The following is a 16,922-nucleotide window of genomic DNA, read 5'->3' as shown; positions in this document are numbered from 1 at the left end:
GGTTCTTTCAGGAGGAGAGCCGAGTTCTGATGGGAGCACATAATGGAGGAGAAGATGAGCTTGCAGACCAACAGACGCAGATTTCTGGTAGCGACGGCGGCAGCCCTGGCTGCCCCCGCACTTCTTACGACCGTGCGTCCGGCGCAGGCAGGCACGGCACTGACATTGGGTCACGGCGCTGCTCCAGGCAATCCCCGGACAGTCGCCGCCGCCAAATTCGCCGAGCTCGTGGCTCAGAAGACCGACGGCCGTGTGAAGATCAACGTCGCGGGTGCTGAGACGCTCGGCAGCGACTCGGCGATGCTTACCAGCCTGCGCACCGGTGCACTGGATTTTACTGCAAACAGCCAGGGCGCCACCTCGGCAATCGTGCCGGAGCTTGCCGCGCTTGGTCTGCCGTTTCTTTTCGGCGATACCGAGAAAGCGATCCAAGTTCTCGGCGGTCCGGTCGGTGAGGATCTGAACAAGCGTTTCGAAGCCGTCGGCGTCGTACCGTTGGACTGGTGGGACAACGGAATTCGCCACCTGACGAATTCCAAACGCAAGGTCGCCGCCCCGAACGATCTCGCCGGCCTGAAGATACGCACGCCCGCGGATCCGATGACGATCGACATCTTCCAAGCTCTTGGAGCCGGCACGGAACAGATCGCGTTCGGCGAGTTGTATATCGCCCTGCAGCAAGGCGTGGTCGACGGACAGGAAAACCCGCTCGCCAACATCGAGAGCTCGAAGCTCCACGAGGTCAACAGGTTCATCAGCCTGACGGCACATAAGTGGGAGTCGACGCCCTTCCTGATGTCGAAGATCGCCGAGGCCCGGCTCGGCGCCGACCTCGACGCCGTCAAGGCGGCGGCGAAGGAGGCGGGAGCGCTGCAGCGGACGCTGTCGAATGAGAAGGCGTCCGAAGTTCTCGGCGCCTTCAGGAAGAACACGGCGATCGAAGTCGTGGACGTGGATCGGGAAGCCTTCGTGAAGGCGACCGCCGCTGTCGCCGAGAGCTGGAAGAAAAAGCCCTTCGGCGATTTCGTCAGCAAGGTTGAAGCGGAGGCAAAGGCCTGACCGGCCTTTGCCATGACGCGGAGTCATCTATGGAAAACGTGCTGAAGGCCGTCGACACGACGGCCGGCGCCATCGTTGCGCTGTCCCGTTTCATCATCATTGCCAGCGGCATTGCGCTGACCGTGGTGACGACTGCCAATGTGCTTGCCCGCTACACGCTGCAGAGCGGCGGCTTCTCTTTCGCCCAGGAACTGCCGCTGCTGATCTTCCCGCTCTTCATCCTGGCGGGAATCGTCATCGCCGCGCAGGCGGGTGGACACATGGCGGTCGAGTGGCTGTACGACCAGCTTGAGGGGCGCTCGCGGATCGCCGCCTTCGTGATCGCGAACGCCATCAGCGTGGCAGCCTTCCTCGTGCTCGGCTATCAGGCCGTCGTGGTCGCCGAGATCGCAGGCGTCGAGCACAGCCCGGTCCTGCAGCTGCCCAACAGTATCGGATATTACGCGCTCGCTATCGGTGCGCTTCTGGTGTCGATCGTGACCGTTTCGGCAACGCTACGTGTCTTGCGCCTCGGCTGGGGGCACCGGACGGTGATCGGATCCGGGGAGATGCCGCTATGACCCTTGTCATGATCATCTCCTTCTGCGTTCTCATGGTGCTGGCCGTTCCGGTCGGCTATGCCCTGATCATCGCGGCCGGCCTTGGAGTGCTGTTCAACGGCTACGTCCCTTTGTCGGTGGTGGCGCAACAGGTCTACGACCAGACGCAATCCTTTCCGATGCTTGCGCTGCCGTTCTTCATGCTCGCTGGAACCCTGATGCTCGGCGGCGAGCTCGGCCGCCAGCTTCTCGAACTGGCGTCCCGCGCCATGCAGCGCTGGCGCGGCGGGCCACTTTCGACCACCGTCGTCTCCTCCGTCGTCTTCGGTGGGGTGTCCGGTTCGGCGGTGGCCAATGCGAGCGCTCTCGGATCCGTCCTCATTCCCTGGCAGAAGCGCCAAGGCTTTCCGCCGGCCCTTTGCGCGGCCAACAACGCAACCTCCGCGGTCATCGACGTCCTCATCCCACCGTCGATCCCGATGATCCTTTATGCCCTGATCAGCGGCGTCAGCATCGGCGACCTGTTCATCTCCGGAATCCTGCCCGGGTTGATCATGGCGCTCAGCTTCATTTTCGTCTGCTGGTTCATCTCCGTGCGGCGGGGCTACGAAGCGCAGGCCGTCAAGGTTCGGAAGCGGGACCTGGCCAAGCTTGCCGTTCAGAGCTTCCCGGCGGTGGTCCTACCCATTCTGATTGTTGTCCTCCTGCGTTTCGGTTTTGCAACGCCGACGGAGGTCTCGGTCCTTTCAGTGGTCTACTCGCTGCTGCTCAGCCTGCTGTTCTACCGGGACCTCACCTGGAAGCGCTTCTGCGACAACATGGTGGAAGCCGGGGTCGCGACCGGCGTGGTCATGCTCGTCATCATGGGAAGTGCGGCCGTCGGCTGGGTGCTGACCTTCGACCAGGCGCCGCAGCAGATGGCCGAGTGGGTGGCGACCCACATTTCCAGTCCCGTCGTCATCATCCTGATGATGAACATTCTGATGCTGATCGTCGGGATGCCTTTGGACATGCCGCCTGCCATACTGCTGCTGGGGCCGATCTTCGTGCCCCTTGCCGATGCGATCGGTCTCGACCGGGTGCAACTCGGCCTGATGATGGTGATCAATCTCGGCATCGGGCTCTACACCCCGCCCATCGGCACGACGCTCTTTATCTCGTCGTCGATCGCCAAGGCGCCGCTTGGGGCGACGACCAGCGAGCTGTGGCCGTATTTCGGGATGGCGATGCTGCTGCTGCTCGCCGTCAGCTTCATCCCGGCTCTGACGATCTACTGAGGGCGGGATCATGGTCGAGACGCGAAATCCGGTTGTCAGCGTCAAGGGACTGACGAAGTCGTATGGGGCGACGTCGGTTCTCAAGGGCGTCGACTTCTCCGTGGCGCGTGGCGAGATCCACGCTCTGCTCGGGGGTAACGGTGCCGGCAAGTCGACGATGATCCACATCATCACGGGGTCGGCCTCGAAAGGGGACGGCGACATTAGCTTCTTCGATCCGAGTGGGGCGCCGCGCACCGATGCCGAGGGCCGCGCCAGGGTAGCGGTCGTCCATCAGGAGCTTGCCCTTCTTCCCCACCTTAGCGTCGCCGAGAACATCACCTTACCGCACTACCGCAGGGGTTTCGCGGCGGTGAAAAAAAGGCTGTCGATCGAGAAGGCGTTCGAAGCTTTGGCGATGATCGATCCGGAGTTCGCAGCCAGATCCCTGCACCGGCTCGTGGAAGACCTCAGCCTTCACGAGGGCCAGATGGTCGAGATTGCCCGAGCGCTTTCGTCAGGCGCCGAACTCATTCTTCTCGACGAGCCGACGGCGAACTTGACGGCCGCCGAGACGAGCCGCTTGTTTTCCGTGCTCCGCCGTTTGACCCGCGAGACAGGGCTGTCCGTCGTCTTCGTGTCGCACCGGATGAAGGAAATCCGTCAGATCGCGGACGTCTGCACGATCATCCGCGATGGCCGCACCATCGTCGACCGCTTGGCGCTTTCCGAACTTTCCGATGTCGCGATCATCGAGAAGATGGGGCAGGTCGCTGCGTCGCATTCTGCGTCGAGCGCGGCCGTGGACCGGAACGGAATGAAGGGAGAGCCGCTGTCGATCCGGGAGGCGGATCTCGAGATCACGCTTTCTCCCGGGACGATCCTTGGAGTGGCGGGCGCGCCCGCCGGTCCCGCGACGCTGATCTCGGCCCTGGTCGGAGCCGCTCAGGCGAAGCGTTGGACGGTGTCGCGCGCGGGTTGGCCAGAGCGCTTCGCCTCTCCTAGGAGGGCGGCTGCGGCCGGCGCCGGTTTTGTCACTGGCGACCGGACCCACAAGGGTATTCTTCACAGCCTTCCGATCGTTGACAACGTGCTGGCGTCGCGCCGGGTTGTCCGGGGTGCCACGTTCATCTCAGGTCGCGAACGCCTGGAATGCGTGGACTTGCTGCAGGCTCTCAGTGTGAAAGCCGCCTCGATCTGGGATCTACCCGCAACGCTGAGCGGCGGTACCCAGCAGAAGTTGCTTCTGGCACGGTGGCTCGGCTTGCCGTCGAGCCTGCTTGTGCTCGAAGAGCCGACGCGGGGTGTCGATATCCGCACCAAGAAGGAAATCTACCAGCTTATCCGGCAGATGGCGTCGACGGGAACGATCATCGTGTGGTGGTCGACCGAGAATGCCGAGCTCCTCGAAGTATGCGACCGGATCGTTGCATTCGACACCGAGGGTTGCGCCTCCGGCATCATCGAACGGCAGGACATGAGCGAGGACAGGCTCGCAGAACTGACAGGAATGGCGACATGATTCCAACATCGACAGAAGAGGCACGCGCAGTGGAGCCGTCTCCACAGGCCACCAGAAATCGCGACAGTCTCCTCAGTGCATACCGGACGGAAATCGCGATCGCAGTGGCAATGGTCATCCTAGGTCTTGCCGTCGCGTCGCAGGTTCCCCAGGCGCTGAGCTGGGGGAATTTTTCGAACATCACCCAGGCGGGTGCGCCGCTGATCATCATGTCGCTCGGTGTCCTCCTGGTGGTCATAACCGGTGGCATCGATCTGTCCGTCGGCTCGGTCTTTTCGCTGACCGGCATGGTGACGGCGCAGGTCATGGCAAGCGGCTGCGGCGGGATCACCTCCAGCCTCGCCGGTCTCGCCGTCGGACTCCTCTTCGGCTCCATCAACGGCTTACTGGTCACGGTCGCGGGCCTTGCGCCGTTCGTGGTCACCCTGATCACCTTCGCCGTCGCGGGGTCGCTCGCCTTCATCGTCACCAATGGCCGCTCCATGCCGATCCCGGATCCCGATTACTGGCTGCTCAATGCCGGCAGCATCGTGCCTGGCATGCCGAACTACATCCTGTTCTGTGTCGTCCTGCTGGTCACCATCGAGATCTTCCTGAAGAAGGTCGTCGCCGGGCGCTGGTTCTACGCCGTGGGCAGCAGCGCTGCGGCCGCCTATCTGCTGGGCATCCCGGTCAAACGCACAAAGTTCTTCGCCTATGTCGCTTCGTCCCTTCTGTCGTCCTTTTCGGGACTGCTGACGATTTCCTATATCCTGAACGCGGAATCGACGGCCGGCGCCAGTCTGATGCTTCAGGCGATCGCGGCCGTGGTGATCGGCGGGGCGAGCCTTCTCGGCGGCACGGGAACCGCGGTCGGCGCCGTCCTCGGCGCACTGATGATCACGGTGATCCAGAACGGCGTCAATCTCATCGGCATCAACAGTTTCTGGCAGGGCTCCGTCACCGGCCTTGCCATCCTGATCGCGGTCCTCATCGACCGCTTCGGCAAGGCCCGGCGCAGTGCGGGCTGACAACCAGCAGCCGGTTGTATACCGGCTCAATGAGGAGGAGGGAAAGACATGAAATCAATATCTGAAATGAGCCGCACCCTGGTGTTCGGTCTGGTCGCCGTCGGCATCGGACTGGCGGGTTCTGTCCACGCGCAGGATAAGAAGACCGTCGCCTATCTCGCGCCGTCGCTTGATATCTCCTATTGGCAGTGGGTCGGTTATGGCGTGAAGGAGAAGGCCAAGGAGCTCGGGATGGACTACGTCGAGTACACGTCCGAGAACTCCCCGGCCAAGCAGATGGACAATGCGCGCACCGCCGTCACCAAGGGCGTCAGCGCGGTCGTCATCGGCCCGGTGAGCTCGACCAGCACGCCGCCGCTGCTCGCCTATCTGAAGTCCCAGAACATTCCCGTTTCGTTTGCCGGTATCGGGCCTCAGCCCGGCCAGACCGACTACACCTCTGCAGTCACGGCGAACAACTATGAGACCGGCAAGGCGCAGGGCAGCTTCGTGTGCAAGCTTGCAAAGGAGCGAGGGGGAAACCAGGTGGGAGTGCTGTCGCTGCCGCAGGACCGAGAGAATGCTCAGAAGTACCTGAAAGGTGCCGAGGAGTCCTTCAAGGCCGACGGTTGCGAACTTGCGCAGATGCTGGAAACCCGCGGCCTGACGGTCAATGAGGCCGTCACGCAGGCGAACGATATGCTGACGGCCCATCCCGACATCAAGGCGATCTACGGCATGTATGACGAGGCCGGGACGGGTGCTGCGAAGGTTCTTCAAACCCGCGGACAGACCGGCAAGGTCGGCATCGCCGTCGCCGACGGGAGTCCGACCACGATCGCGCTGCTGAAGTCCAACGCCATCCAGGGCATCTTCTTCCAGGAAGCGGTGGGGCAGGGCATCGACGGGACCCAGCAGGTCTACAACGCGCTGACCGGTGCACCGGTATCCAAGGACCTTGCGCTGGTCATGCCGCTTGTGACGGCCGACAAGATGGACTCTCCGGAAGCCAAGGCCGTCATCGCGCGCGTCTTCCCGCCGAGCAACTGACCAGACGGAGTGCCGCCCCGGCGACACTCCTGCGCCAATCTCCAGCGACCATGGAAACGAACGAATGGACGACCTTCCCATCATCGATCCCCACTTCCATCTGTGGGACCTGAAAAACAACTACTATCCATGGCTGTCCGACGGTGTGAAGCCCTCGGCCTTCGGCGACTATACGGCAATCAACCAGACTTATCTGATCGGCGACTATCTCGCCGACGCCAAGAACCAGAACCTCGTGAAAGCGGTGCATCTCGACGTCGGCTACGACCCCAGGGATCCGGCTGGTGAAACGCGCTGGCTTCAGGGCGTTGCGGACCAACACGGCTTTCCCCATGGCATTGTCGGATATGCGGACCTGCGCAAACCCGACGTTGGCAGGCTGCTCGACGAGCACATGCAGTTTGCCAATTTCCGAGGCATTCGACAGTCGATGAACTTCCACGACGATCCCGCCAAGACCTATTTGACCGTGCCGGAAGTAAGCCGCACCCCGGAATGGCGGCGAGGATTCAAGGAACTGGCACGACGGGAACTCAGCTTCGATCTGCAGCTTTACTATTGGCAGATGGAGGAGTTCCTCGAACTTGCCCGCGACTTTCCTGATGTTCAGATCATCCTCAATCACACAGGCATGCAGGTAGACGGACCTGATCACTTCGAGGGCTGGCGGAAGGGGATGAAGGCCTTGTCTCAGGCGCCGAACATCGCATGCAAGATCTCTGGACTTGGGATGGGGGACTGGACCTGGACGACCAGCTCGATCCGACCCTATGTGGAGGAGGCGATCACTTTGTTCGGAACAGATCGATGCATGTTCGCGTCGAACTTTCCGGTCGACAAGCTGTTTTCAAGCTATGAGAGGATCTGGAATGCGTTCAAGGAAATCACAAGGACTTATACGGAAGGGGAGCGCCGCGCTGTCTTTCACGACAATGCTGCGCGCTTTTATCGGATCTGAATTCAGCCCGAGAGCGCACTTCTCGATCCTGCTCATTCGTCCTTGAAGTCTCGTGCCGTCTTGCGGCTCTAAGGTCTCAGAGGCCTGACATGCGCTCACCATTGGATCGCCTTCTCGTTTCCGATGGTGTTTCCCCGAAAGCGGTCCTGTAGCTGGCAGCAAATCGGCCGAAATGAAAGAAACCCCATTTCAGGCATATGTCCCGCAGCAATTGTCGGTTGGAAGGGTCGAGAAGATCTTCTCGGGCCGCTCGCAAGCGCATCGCGCGCAAGTAGGCTGACGGGGTCGTTCCCTTGAACGTACGAAACCCTCCCTCAAGCGCACGAATGGAGAGACGCCTGAGGCCTCGGCTACATTCTGCATGGTAATGGGCTCGCCGACGTTCGCATGCATGAATTCAACGGCGCAGCGTATATGCCGCGGCGCGGGCAAATGCACTTTCCTCTCGAGCAGATGTGAGAACCGATGCGGGATAGAGCGCAAGACCAGATTGGCAAAGGCTTGGGTCAGGTGCGACACGGCAATCGGAGAATGAATGAGCGGCCCGTTGTTCCGCACCCCGTTGATGATCGTTTGAGCCAGTCCTCTGACGAGTTGGCCGGCCGGCGTCGAAAGATCGATGGTCGGCGCCAACCGCAATGTCCCGATCAGCGGCGTCTCCAATATTGCGGCGGCGGTCTGCGCAATCACTTTCCAATCCAGGCGAAGCACGTCGGACTGATGCGGCGTTCCCCGGACGGAAAAGCGGTCGGCCTCGCGATTATTCACCAACAGCAAGCGCCCAGCTGTTCCTTCGATGACGGTCCGGCCAAGCGCCAAATCGATAGCTCCGGAGCGCACAAGGATGACCGACAGCCATTCCGCCGTTTCGGGGGCCGCTTTTACGCTCCATTCGTACGAATATTGGCCACTGACAAGGGATAGCGTGCCATCGGTCCAGAAGCCCGTCTTCCAGCTGATAGCCTGCTCCCGACCGGTACGCCATGCATCAAAGGGACCGAAGCTCCCGGTGAAGGCTTCGACCATATATTCGAACGTTGAACCCTCAAAGCTCGGTGAAAAATCTACTGGCGTATTCTCTGGCATTCGAAATCAGTGGCCGATCAAATATTGAGCAAATGCAGAAAGAAACGGCATGGATTTGTCCCGGCCGTCTTCCGGGAATTCGAGAAGCAAAATTTGTGCCGCGGACGCCAAGCTATCGGCGCGGCTGTCTGACCCACTCTTGCGCATCGCCGTGAGCTGCCGAATCTGAAGAAGATCGTCGGCTTAACCTCCACCACGGCGTCAGCAATCCTTCCTGACCTGAAACTGCTCTATCGCCCACCCGGGCAGGTGGATTCGATGTGGACGTCTCAAGGAATCCTTGACGTCTATCAAATGTCTACATAATGTCTTCTAAAAATATGAGGCGCCGATTTTGGATACTGACGTCAATCCCGACCGCAAAGCCAAGCTTGGCCTTATGCTCCGCAGACGCATCCTGACGATGGAACTGCAGCCGGGGGCGGTGCTGGACGAAGTGGCGCTGAGTGAAGAGTTCGGGCTGTCCCGTCCGCCAGTTCGCGAGCTGATGCGCCAGATGGCCGGCGAAGGCTACATCGAGCTGGAAGCCAACCGCGCAGCGCGGGTCAGCTCCATGAGCTACCAGTCGTTGCGCGACTTCTTCCTTCTTGCGCCGATGATCTATATCACCGCCAACAGGCTGGCGGCCGAGAACGGAACTCGCGGGCAGCTCGACGTGCTGAAGCAGGTTCAGCAGTCATTTCGCAAGGCCGTCGACCACTGCGATGTCGAGGGACGCGTCTTCCACAACGACCAGTTCCACCGCCAGATCGGCGAGATGGCGCACAACGTCTATCTGGTTCCAAGCCTTCGGCGTCTGCAGATAGATCATGCGCGCATCGGCAAGGTTTTCTACAAGCACCCGAACACGCCGCGCATGCAGGAAGAGCTCGAGCTCGCCGCGCAACAGCATGACGAGATGATCGAAGCTATCGAGAAACGGGATGTCGATGCATGCGGAGAACTGGCGCGGCTTCACCTCGAACTTTCACGACGAAACATGGCCATGTACGCGGCCCCGGAGGGTCTGGAAACGCCGACCCTTTAAGGCCTGGCGTTTCGAAGAACACATCGAACCACTGCTGGCGGGACAACGGGCGAACGTCTGAGCAAGCAGGAATACACCCAGATCAAAACCATCTGGCTCAACCTTTCGGCAGCCTAACGCGGGACACCAAACGAATGTCTGACTTCCAGTTTCCAGGCCTGAATCTTGCTATCGCCACGCCGTTCGACGATGCCGGACGCATCGACTACGCAAGGCTCGAAGACAATGTCGAGCGTTACCTAGCCGCAGGCGTCAGAAGTTTTCTGTTCAGTTCCGGCACCGGCATGCATGTCTACCTTTCCAAGGAGGAATCCGAGGAACTGATCCGGCGCGGAGCCCGGATCGTCAACGGACGGGCGAAGGTGATCGCACAGACCTCCGCACTTCTGGTGGAAGACGTCGTCGAGCGCACTGTCCGGGCGCGAGACGCCGGCGCCGAGGGCGTCATGGTGCTTCCGCCCTTCTTCGAAGGGCCGACCGACGACCAGGGCATCCTCGATTTTTACAGCGAGGTCGCGAAGGCCGGTCTTCCGGTGATCGGCTATAACGTTCCCCAGGCGGTCGGCGTCGCCGTCACGCCCGAACTTCTGGACAAGCTGAGCGAAATCCCCGGCTTCTGTGCCGTCAAGGACAGCGGCGGAGATCTTGCCAAGCAGGCCGCGCTTATCCGCACCGGCCACTTCGTCATGAACGGCGCCGACCCGCTCGTTCCCTATGCACTCTATGCCGGATGCGATGGCCTGATCTGGGGTGGGGCGAACTTCGCTCCGAAAACCTGCGTCGCCCTCGTCGAGGCTGCCGCCGGGCACAAGTGGGAGGAGGTTCGCGCGCTCTGGAAAATCCTGGAGCCGTCGATGGGGCTGATCTGGGAAGGCGATTACGTGCAATCCGTCTATGCGGCGGCGGATCTGGTGGGCTATGGCGCCGGCGCGCCGCGCAAGCCGCTGCGCGCGCTTGCCCCGGAAAAGCTTCCGGCCATCCGCCGCTCCCTCGAGACGCTCATGGAGCGGGAAGCGATCTGACGTGACCCAGGCCGGAAAGAACGTCTTCGTCGCATCCAGGCTTCCGAAACGCGCAGGCGTTTCGGGCTGGGTGGCCACGCTTGCGCCGCGCACGCCGCGGCCTGTGTTGAACGGACTGGTCGTTGCCGACCTTGCGATTATCGGCGGTGGTTTCGCCGGTCTTTCCGCGGCCCGGCGCATCTCCCGGCTGGATCCGAGCGTGCGGGTCGCCATCCTGGAAGCGGGTGTCGTCGGCGAGGGGCCGGCGGGCGCGAATTCCGGTTTCATCATCGACCTGCCGCACGAAGTCGCGTCAGACGATTTCAGCGGAGAGTCGGAGGCGAGGTTCAGGCAGTCTGTCCTCATACAGCGCTCGGCCATCGCTCTGGCGAGCGAGATGGCCGCGGAAAACGGCTGGGGCAAAGAAGTGTTCGATCCCTGTGGCCGATACAGCGTCGCCATCAGCGCGGAAGGCGACAGACATCTCGAGGACTATGCGCAACAGCTCACGAAAATGGGCGAAGCCCACCGGCTCCTGAACGGCAGGGAGATCGCGGCGGTGACGGGGTCGCCGGTCTATACCTCCGGTCTGTTCATGCCGGGTACGATCATCGTGCAGCCCGCCGCCTACATACGCGCGGTCGCCGACTGCCTGAAGGAGCCGGTCGCCCTTTACGAGCGGACGCCGGCACTCTCGTTCGAGCGCCTCGGCACGGGATGGCTCGTCAAGACGCCGCAGGGGTCGGTGCAGGCGGCAAAGATCATCATGGCGAACAATGGACATGCCGAAAGCTTCGGCTTCTTCCGCGGGCGCCTGCTCCATGTCTTCACCTACGCCTCCCTCACCGAGGAGTTCGACCCCTCGCGCCTCGATGGAGAGCGGAAGTGGGCCGCCACTCCGGCCCTGCCGATGGGAACAACCGTTCGCCGCATCGGCACGGCCGGCGGCGATCGAATCCTGGTGCGCTCCCGTTACAGCTACAATCCAGGCATCGAAATCAGCGACGCCGCGATCCGGCGGGCCGGCCGCCTGCACGACGGCAAATTCTCCAAACGTTTTCCCATGCTCAGCGGCGTCGGGATGCAGTATCGCTGGGCCGGCGCGATGGCGCTCACCCGCAATCATGTTCCGGCATTCGGTGAGATCGAGCGCGGCGTGTTCGCTGCATGCGGCTGCAATGGCCTTGGAGCGTCGAACGCGACGGCCTCAGGGATCGCAGCTGCGGAACTGGCGCTCGGTCACAGTTCCGAACTCGGCCGTATCTATGCGCGCCTGGCTGTTCCGACGGCATTGCCGCCGCAGCCTTTCACGACGATCGGAGCCAAAATGCATCTCGCCTATCGCGAGTGGAGTGCCGGACCCGAGTGATGCAAGCGATCTCCAATCTGCGCCAGCGGCACAGTTGACGACACGGCGAGGCCGACCATCTGGCGGCCTCGCTCCGTTTTATGACGCGCCGCTACATCCGTCAGCGAATGCCGCCATCGATCTCGAAATTTCGCCTCGGCAAAGAGAGCCCGCGCCGCGGCGAGGGGCGACGGCATCGATATGGCCGATGGCCTGTCCGGCGAGGAAGGCGAACAACACCCGCAATGCCGAATAGATCGGTTCGCTATAAATAAACGCTATAGCGGCAGAATGGAGTTGTGTTGGCCAGCGACGCTTTCCTGAACCTACTGTGACGGTGTCGGCGCTGGGCTGACGCCATAAGAACCGCGGAAAGCGGTCAGGAGTACGCTGGGCCATAAGCCCAAGCGTTTGCACCCGAGAACATGGAGTGGGAACATGAAACTTACCGTAAGCCGCAGAGCATTTTTCCTTTCTACCGCAGTCCTTTCGCTGGCGGTTGCCGTTTCCGGCCTGCCGGCCGGCGCGCTGGCCGCGGACGGGACGATCAAACTCGGACTCGTTGCGCCGATGAGCGGCCCGAATGCGCGCTACGGCGCATTTTCGATGCACGGCGCCGAACTCGCCGTCAAAGACATCAATGATGCCGGCGGCGTCAATGGGATGAAAATCGAACTCCTCAATGCCGACAGCCAGGGTACGCCCGTCGAAGGTGTTTCGGCCGCCCGCCGCCTGATCGACCAGGATGGCGTCGACTTCATCATCGGCGACGTTTCCAGTTCGGTGACGCTCGCCATCCAGCCCGTCGCTGAAGACGCTGAAGTGCTTCTGCTGAATGCGGCGTCGTCCAATCCGAAAATCACCTACCAGGCCGGTGTCGGCGGGTTCAAATGGACCTATCGCAACTATCCGACAGATGAGAACCGGGCGCTGATCGTCGCCAAATATGCAGCAGAGCAGCGCGGCTTTACCAAGTTTGCCGTGCTCTCCGTCGACAGCGATTATGGCCGCTCGGCGATTACATTCACGAAGAAATACCTGCCTGACTTCAAGGGCGAGATTCTCAGCGAGGACTATTACAAGGAAGGCGAAGTCGACTTCCGCAGCGTTCTCGCCAAGATACGCGACAATGGCGCCCAGGCCATCATCATGTACGGCCTCGCCGATACGACACCCATCATCGCCCGCCAGATGATCGAACTCGGAATAGCCGGCAAGGTGACGCTGATCGGCAATGGCGAGTTCAACACGGAAAAGACCGTCAAATCAGCCCCGTCGGCGCTCGAAGGCGCCGTTGAAGCCGCCGCATGGCTGCCGCAGTTCGACTCGCCCGAAAGCAAGGCTTTCGTCGACAAGTTCACGGCCACCTATGACGAAGCCCCGAACAACCACGCCTATGTTCACTGGGACACCGTCAATCTCCTCGCAGCGGCGATCAAGCAGGCCGGCAGCGCCGACAAGGTGAAGGTTCGCGACGCACTCTCCAAAATCAAGTACAAGAGCCCGGTTGGCGAGGTCACGTTCGACGACCACAACCAGGCCCGCCTGCCGATGATCCTGCTGCAGATCGAGAACGGCAAGCCGAGCATCAAGGGTGCCTATACGGCGGACATTCAATATCCTGCCAAGTAATCTGCCGGGAGGAATACGCCCATGCTCTCGACCATAGTTGAGCAAACTGTGAATGGAATCGTCACTGGTTCTGTTTACGCAATCGTCGCCGTCGGCATGACCATGATTTTCGGCGTGCTGAGAGCCATCAACTTTGCTCACGGCGAATACTACATGCTCGGCACGTTCGGGGCCTGGTTTGCGATCGACTATCTCGGACTGTCCTACGAAGCGTCGATTGTCGTGGGGGTTCTTGCAACGATTGCCGTTGCCTATGTGGTCGGGCAACTCGTCATGCGCCGGATGGTCGGCGCGCCCGCGGAATCGGGCGTGCTTGCCACCCTCGGCATCGCGCTGATCCTGCAGAACACCATCATTCTCGTCTTCGGCGGAGGCTACAAGTTCTTCGCCGGAGGCTATATCGAGCCGGTTTCCATCCTCGGCTTCAGCCTGGCCCAACAGCGCATTCTCATTCTCGTCGTCTGCTTGCTGGTGTTCATCGGCCTCGAACTGATGGTCAGCTACACCCGCTTGGGAATGGCAATGCGCGCCGTTTCCCAGAACGTCGAGTGCTGCAGCGTCGTCGGCATCGATGTGCCGCAGGTGGTGCTTCGAACCTTCATGCTGGGGGCGGCGCTGGCCGCACTCTCCGGGGTTCTGACGGCGCCGGTCAATGTCAGCGTCTATGGCGGCATGGGCGAGCTGATCACCTTCAAGACGCTGCCGATCATCATCATGGGCGGTTTGGGCAATGTGCGCGGCACTTTCGTCGCGGCGATGATCCTTGGCGTGGCCGAGAGCCTGGTCGCCACCTATGTCGGCCTGCAATTCCGCGACACCGTCGGCTTCGCCACGCTGATCCTGATACTGATGTGGCGGCCGCATGGTCTCTTTTCGACGCAGGCGCGCTTCTAGCAGCAGCGCCCGCCGACCCTTCTCGAACGACCGAGGACACGACATGTCTCTGACGGAAACCGCTCAACAGGTACGCAGGCGCGATCTTCGCATACCGCTTGCCGCAGTCCTGATCGTCGTCGCGCTCGCCGCGCCGTTCATCGGCAGCCGTTACATCACCCATTCCCTGATCATCGCCCTGATTTTCATGCTGCCGGCACATGGGCTCAATCTGCTTGTCGGCTACACCGGTCTGCTGTCACTGGCCCAGGCCGCGTTTTTCGGCATCGGCGCCTATACGGCAGGTCTTCTCGCCGTCACCTACGGCACGCCGTTCTACGTCAATCTCATCGCTGCGGGCGCCGTCTCCGGAGCCCTTGCTCTTCCGCTCGGCATTCCCGCCCTGCGTCTGCGCTCGACGTCCTTCGTGATGTGTACGCTCGGTTTCGTGATCATCGGTCAGGCGATCGCCAAGAACTGGATCTCGCTGACCCGCGGTGATATGGGGCTTTCGGGCATTCCCAAACCCTATTTCGAACTAGGCCCGCTGTCGTTCACGGTGTCCGGCACGACGAACTTCTACTATCTCGCCTTGATCATCGGGGTCCTCGCCACCTTCGCCGCCTGGGCGATCGTCCGCTCGCCCGCCGGCCGCAACATGGTAGCGATCCGTGAGAACGAAACGCTTGCCGAATCTCTCGGCGTTCCCACCTGGCACTACAAGCTGATCGTCTTCATGATCAGCGCGGTGTTTGCCGGCATCGGCGGCTGCCTTTACGCTTATTACCTGACGGTCGTCAGTCCGCTGACCTTCCAAATGTATTATTCGACGACGATGCTGATCATCGTGCTGGGCGGCGGGGCGGGCATGATTTCCGGCACCGTCTTCGGAAGCCTGCTTTTCGTCGGGCTGACCGAGGCGCTGCGCATCACCCCCGAATTGCGCATGATCGCCTACGGCTTCTGCCTTCTCGTCCTGGTCTTCTGGTTCAAGAACGGGTTTGCGCCGCTGATCAATCGCTTCTGGAATGCGATCGGAGGTGCGAAATGACCGGTCATCTTCCGCTTCTCGCGATCAAGAACCTCAGCAAGTCCTACGGCGCGGTGAAGGCCGTCAACGATGTCAGCATTCACATCGATCGGGGTGAGATCGCGGGCCTGATCGGACCGAACGGCTCGGGCAAATCGACCTTCTTCGATTGCAGCACAGGCCTTGCGAAGCCGGACACCGGCACGGTTGTCCTCGACGGACAGGACATCACCGGCTGGTCCCTGAACCGCATCGCCAGGGAAGGCCGCATGCTGCGCTCTTTCCAGAAGACCGTCACTTTCAAGTCGCTCGATGTCGAGGAGAACCTGGTCATCGCCGGTCAGATGTTCACCTTCCCGTCCATTGCATCGACCTTCGGCTTGGGAAAGATGTCGCGTCAGCGCATCGATGGTCTCAGGGAGAGAGCCCGCGAGCTGATCAAGATGGCGGGTCTTTGGGATGTGCGCCACCAGCCGGCGGGCAATCTGTCGGGCGGACAGCAGAAGCTCATCCAGTTCGCATCCATGCTGATGCCCGAACCGAAGCTCATCCTGCTGGACGAGCCGATGGCCGGGATCAATCCGAAGATCATCGAACGCGTCGTCGATACCATCCTGTATGCCAACAAGTCGCTCGGCGTGAGCTTCCTGGTGATCGAACACAATATCGATGTCGTCACCAGCATCTGCCAGCGCGTCATCGTGCTCGACCAGGGAGCCAAGCTCGTCGAAGGCTTGCCGGGCGACATCATTCAGGATCAGCGCGTCAGGGAGGCCTATCTTGGCGGGTAATTCGAACCTTTCGATCCGTGACCTGCGCGCAGGTTACGGCAATCTGGACATCCTCAACGGCGTCGATCTCGACGTGCCGGCGGGACAGTTCGTGGCGCTCATGGGGCCGAACGGGGCGGGCAAATCAACGCTTCTCAAGACGCTCTACGGCATGACGACCATCAAGCAGGGAAACATCGACTGGCGCGGCAAGAATATTGCCGGTAACACGTCGCGGGCCATTCTGGGCGAGGGGATTTCCTTCGTGCCGCAGGGACGCTGCAACTTCCCCGTCATGACCGTCGACGAAAATCTTCAGATGGCGGCCTATACAATCCGCGACGTCAAGGTGAAGGCTGACCGCGACTACGTCTACGACCTCTTTCCGATCCTCAAGAAACGCCGCGCGACACTGGCCGGCAACATGTCCGGCGGCGAGCAACAACTGCTCGAAGTGGCGATGGCGGTGCTGCAGCGGCCGAAGGTGCTGCTGGTCGACGAGCCGTCCGTCGGGCTGTCGCCGGCGGCGATCGGCATCGTCTTCGACGAGCTTCTTCGCCTTCACGCCGACGGCATGACGATCCTGCTCGTCGAGCAGAACACCAAGAAGGCCATGGAAGTCGCCCAGCGCGCAGTCATCCTGAGACTTGGCAAAGTCATCTGGGACGGCCTGCCGAAAGACATCACCCATGACGAACTCGGCGAACTTTTCCTGACCGGGAAAATGCGCGGCGAAACCGAGGCCGTTCACTGAAGGCGATCTCTTGCCTCTTATAAAATAA

The 16,922-nt window shown here is 61.3% G+C and carries 15 protein-coding genes and 1 pseudogene; 15 read left to right on the top strand and 1 reads right to left on the bottom strand.

The window, feature by feature from the left end; translation table 11 throughout:
* Positions 1-54: 54 nt before the first annotated feature.
* From EEQ99_RS17510 to EEQ99_RS17480, 7 genes are all read left to right on the top strand, one after another.
* Positions 55-1,059, top strand: a complete 1,005-nt coding sequence (locus tag EEQ99_RS17510; protein ID WP_028756907.1) for a TRAP transporter substrate-binding protein — start codon at positions 55-57, stop codon at positions 1,057-1,059.
* 29 nt (positions 1,060-1,088) lie between these two features.
* Positions 1,089-1,619, top strand: a complete 531-nt coding sequence (locus EEQ99_RS17505; RefSeq protein ID WP_028756906.1) for a TRAP transporter small permease — start codon at positions 1,089-1,091, stop codon at positions 1,617-1,619.
* The gene (locus EEQ99_RS17500) at positions 1,616-2,875 is read left to right on the top strand and encodes a TRAP transporter large permease subunit (protein WP_028756905.1); all 1,260 of its coding nucleotides are present in this window, start codon (positions 1,616-1,618) and stop codon (positions 2,873-2,875) included. Before EEQ99_RS17505 ends, EEQ99_RS17500 begins: the two co-directional genes overlap by 4 nt.
* A gap of 10 nt (positions 2,876-2,885) precedes the next feature.
* On the top strand, positions 2,886-4,376 hold the full coding sequence (locus EEQ99_RS17495; protein ID WP_127430807.1) for an ATP-binding cassette domain-containing protein: 1,491 nt from the start codon (positions 2,886-2,888) through the stop codon (positions 4,374-4,376).
* Positions 4,373-5,386 carry an ABC transporter permease gene (locus tag EEQ99_RS17490; protein WP_127430806.1) on the top strand — a complete coding sequence of 338 codons (1,014 nt, stop codon included), beginning with the start codon at positions 4,373-4,375 and terminating at the stop codon, positions 5,384-5,386. Before EEQ99_RS17495 ends, EEQ99_RS17490 begins: the two co-directional genes overlap by 4 nt.
* A 66-nt stretch (positions 5,387-5,452) precedes the next feature.
* Entirely contained in the window at positions 5,453-6,415 is a 963-nt protein-coding gene (locus tag EEQ99_RS17485) for a substrate-binding domain-containing protein (RefSeq protein WP_373289101.1), read from the top strand.
* A 64-nt stretch (positions 6,416-6,479) separates the two neighbouring features.
* Positions 6,480-7,373 carry an amidohydrolase family protein gene (locus tag EEQ99_RS17480; protein WP_127430804.1) on the top strand — a complete coding sequence of 298 codons (894 nt, stop codon included), beginning with the start codon at positions 6,480-6,482 and terminating at the stop codon, positions 7,371-7,373.
* A gap of 76 nt (positions 7,374-7,449) precedes the next feature.
* Here the strand turns inward: EEQ99_RS17480 and EEQ99_RS17475 are convergent.
* Positions 7,450-8,459: pseudogene (locus tag EEQ99_RS17475) on the bottom strand (helix-turn-helix transcriptional regulator).
* Positions 8,460-8,838: 379 nt separating this feature from the next.
* On the opposite strand from EEQ99_RS17475, the gene EEQ99_RS17470 reads away from it, so the two are divergent.
* From EEQ99_RS17470 to EEQ99_RS17435, 8 genes are all read left to right on the top strand, one after another.
* Entirely contained in the window at positions 8,839-9,486 is a 648-nt protein-coding gene (locus EEQ99_RS17470) for a GntR family transcriptional regulator (RefSeq protein ID WP_097543422.1), read from the top strand.
* Between the two features lie 134 nt (positions 9,487-9,620).
* Positions 9,621-10,508, top strand: coding sequence for a dihydrodipicolinate synthase family protein (locus tag EEQ99_RS17465; protein ID WP_097543349.1), 888 nt, complete (start codon positions 9,621-9,623; stop codon positions 10,506-10,508).
* A gap of 1 nt (position 10,509) precedes the next feature.
* Complete coding sequence (locus EEQ99_RS17460; protein WP_127430803.1) at positions 10,510-11,856, top strand: NAD(P)/FAD-dependent oxidoreductase; 1,347 nt, start codon at positions 10,510-10,512, stop codon at positions 11,854-11,856.
* 417 nt (positions 11,857-12,273) lie between these two features.
* Entirely contained in the window at positions 12,274-13,467 is a 1,194-nt protein-coding gene (locus tag EEQ99_RS17455) for an ABC transporter substrate-binding protein (RefSeq protein WP_127430802.1), read from the top strand.
* A gap of 21 nt (positions 13,468-13,488) precedes the next feature.
* The gene (locus tag EEQ99_RS17450) at positions 13,489-14,361 is read left to right on the top strand and encodes a branched-chain amino acid ABC transporter permease (protein WP_127430801.1); all 873 of its coding nucleotides are present in this window, start codon (positions 13,489-13,491) and stop codon (positions 14,359-14,361) included.
* Between the two features lie 43 nt (positions 14,362-14,404).
* Positions 14,405-15,391 carry a branched-chain amino acid ABC transporter permease gene (locus tag EEQ99_RS17445; protein WP_097543352.1) on the top strand — a complete coding sequence of 329 codons (987 nt, stop codon included), beginning with the start codon at positions 14,405-14,407 and terminating at the stop codon, positions 15,389-15,391.
* Entirely contained in the window at positions 15,388-16,161 is a 774-nt protein-coding gene (locus EEQ99_RS17440; protein ID WP_127430800.1) for an ABC transporter ATP-binding protein, read from the top strand. The genes EEQ99_RS17445 and EEQ99_RS17440 overlap by 4 nt, the downstream gene beginning before the upstream one ends.
* Positions 16,151-16,894, top strand: a complete 744-nt coding sequence (locus EEQ99_RS17435; protein WP_047616801.1) for a branched-chain amino acid ABC transporter ATP-binding protein — start codon at positions 16,151-16,153, stop codon at positions 16,892-16,894. Before EEQ99_RS17440 ends, EEQ99_RS17435 begins: the two co-directional genes overlap by 11 nt.
* Positions 16,895-16,922: the final 28 nt, after the last annotated feature.

Source organism: Rhizobium anhuiense (assembly GCF_003985145.1).
GTDB classification, from domain to species: Bacteria; Pseudomonadota; Alphaproteobacteria; order Rhizobiales; family Rhizobiaceae; genus Rhizobium; species Rhizobium anhuiense.
This window is presented reverse-complemented; position numbering and strand designations above follow the sequence as displayed.